The organism is Mycobacterium sp. 4858 (genome assembly GCF_900240975.1).
Taxonomy (GTDB): domain Bacteria; phylum Actinomycetota; class Actinomycetes; order Mycobacteriales; family Mycobacteriaceae; genus Mycobacterium.
This window is the reverse complement of sequence record NZ_LT968772.1, coordinates 1-2172: the sequence shown is the minus strand read 5'-3', so window position 1 is coordinate 2172 and position 2172 is coordinate 1. Positions and strand designations below refer to the sequence as shown.

3 protein-coding genes are annotated in these 2172 nt (G+C 72.7%); 1 reads left to right on the top strand and 2 read right to left on the bottom strand.

Annotated elements, in window-relative coordinates; all coding sequences use genetic code 11:
• Nucleotides 1–1081: cell wall metabolism sensor histidine kinase WalK (locus tag C1737_RS00045; protein ID WP_102416887.1), on the top strand; the 1081-nt coding region annotated here is incomplete at its 5' end.
• A 69-nt stretch (nucleotides 1082–1150) separates the two neighbouring features.
• Here C1737_RS00045 and C1737_RS00040 read toward each other — a convergent pair.
• Together C1737_RS00040 and C1737_RS00035 are read right to left on the bottom strand one after the other, a co-directional pair.
• A complete protein-coding gene (locus C1737_RS00040; RefSeq protein ID WP_199182758.1) occupies nucleotides 1151–1408 on the bottom strand; it encodes a hypothetical protein in 258 nt (85 codons plus the stop codon).
• 111 nt (nucleotides 1409–1519) lie between these two features.
• On the bottom strand, nucleotides 1520–2172 hold a 653-nt coding region (locus C1737_RS00035), incomplete at its 5' end, for a trypsin-like serine protease (RefSeq protein ID WP_102416886.1).

Here is a 2172-nt window from a genome sequence, read left to right as displayed (position 1 = left end):
GCCGCCCCCACCCCCGCCGGACGCCACGGCGACGGCCGTTGTGCGTCGGCTGCCGGATGGCGCCCGGGTCATCCTGGTCGCCGACACCACACAAACCACGCAGGTGACGCACCAACTGCGGGCGCTGATGATCGGAGCGGGTGTGGTGACCCTGCTGGTCGCCGCGCTGCTGCTGGTGGCGGTCAGCCGGGTGGCGTTACGCCCACTGGACCGGTTGACCGCGCTGGCCAACGACATCCGGACCGGTGATCGCGGGCGGCGGCTGCGCCCCGACCGTCCCGATACCGAATTAGGCCGGGCCGCAAGCGCTTTCGACGGGATGCTGGATACCTTGGAGGCTTCCGAACGCCGGGCCCAGCGTTCCGCCGACGCGGCCCGGCGCGCCGAGACGGCAACCCGGCGCTTCATGGTCGACGCCGCCCACGAACTGCGCACCCCGATCGCCGGGATACAGGTCGCCGCCGAACAACTCGCCACCAGCGCCTCCCAGCAGCAGGGCGACGACGCGGCAGACGGTCAATATCGCAGGGCCAGCCTGTTGCTGTCCGACGCGCGGCGCGCAGGGCGGTTGGTCTCCGACATGCTCGATCTGAGCCGCATCGACGCCGGCCTGCCGTTGGACTCCCAGGCCGTCGACCTGGCGGCGATCGCCGACACCGAAGCCGACCGGGCCGCGATGCTGGCGCCGCAAGTGTCGGTCAATCGCACGGGTGTCACCGAGATCCATCTGGACGCGGACCCCACCCGCATCGCGCAGATCCTGTCCAACCTGCTCGACAACGCCCGCCGCTACACCCCGCGCGGGGGAGCCATCACGGTCGACGTGCGTGGGCGCACCGATGCCGCCGAGGTGACCGTCACCGACAGCGGCCCGGGCATTCCCGACGACGAGCGCGAGCGGATCTTCGAACGGCTGGTGCGACTGGACGCCGGGCGCGCCCGCGATCACGGCGGCGCCGGGCTGGGCCTGCCGATCGCCCGGGCGCTGGCGCGTGCCCACGGGGGCGAGCTGGTGTGTCTGCCGCACGAGGGCGGGGCGAGGTTCCGGCTCACGCTGCCGCTCGCCGCGGCGGTGGAATAAGGCCCATGGAAGAAAGGTGAGCGGTGGCCGCCCCGGGCGAGGCGGCCACCGCTCGATAAGACCGCCCCGTCAGATTCCCGGCGGCGGTGGCCGGCCCGGGTCGCCGGGCCCCGGACCACCCGGTCCCGGGCCACCAGGTCCCGGTGCACCCGGGCCACCCGGTCCCGGTGGCCCGCCGAACGGGCCGCCCGGATGCGGCGGTCCCGGCTGCCCCGGTGGCGGTGGCGGGGGCGGATCCGCGCTCGCCACCGCGACCCCGAAGCCGGCCGCGGCCGCCCCGAGGGCGCCCGCGAGCAGGGACCCTGCGATGAGTTGGTTGATCTTCACTCGGCCCATCTCTCCTCTTCTGTCGGCGGCGCACCCATCCGCAGGGGGGACCCGCGGATCGCCGCGATCCGCGACAGTAGGAAGTCAGCCTGAAGCCAGCCTGAAGAAGCCTCAGCCGGGCGCGGTTTCCGCGGTCACGGCGGTGAGGCCCCACTTGTCCAGCCAGGGCTGGACGAGTTCGGCGACCGAGAATTTCGCCGGGGCGGAGCACCGCGGCATGGGCGTGTTGGGATCGCCCCCGCGGATCAGGATGCCGACCGCGCGCACAGTGCCGTCGCCTTGCTTGAGATACACCGGGCCACCGGAATCGCCGCATTGGCCGGGCGCCAGGAACACGACCTTGCTGTCGGTGACCTCCGTGACCTGCCCGCAGGCGGCCTCGCCGCTGCCGATGCCGAATTTGCAAAGTTCCTGCCCGGTCTGCAGGTTGGTGGCGACGCCGGAGACGGGCAGGGCGGCCCCGACGGCCGGATTACGGGGAACGTTGTCCCCGTTGAGCAGGATGAGGCCGATGTCGTGCTGTTCGTTGAGGACGCCCTCGCTGACCGTCTGGGCGAACGTGCCCAGCGTCGCGTAGGGCAGGACCCCGCCCAGGTTCATCGTCACCTTGCTGGCCTCGCCGGGCCGGTTGCAGTGGCCGGCGGTCAGGACACCGGGCAGGCCCGTGCTGGTGCGCACCAAAAACCCCGCGGTGCAGCCCATCCCGCCCGTCCCGTCGGCGTACTCGACGTAGATGCCCGCACCCGGCCCGACGGCGCTTGACG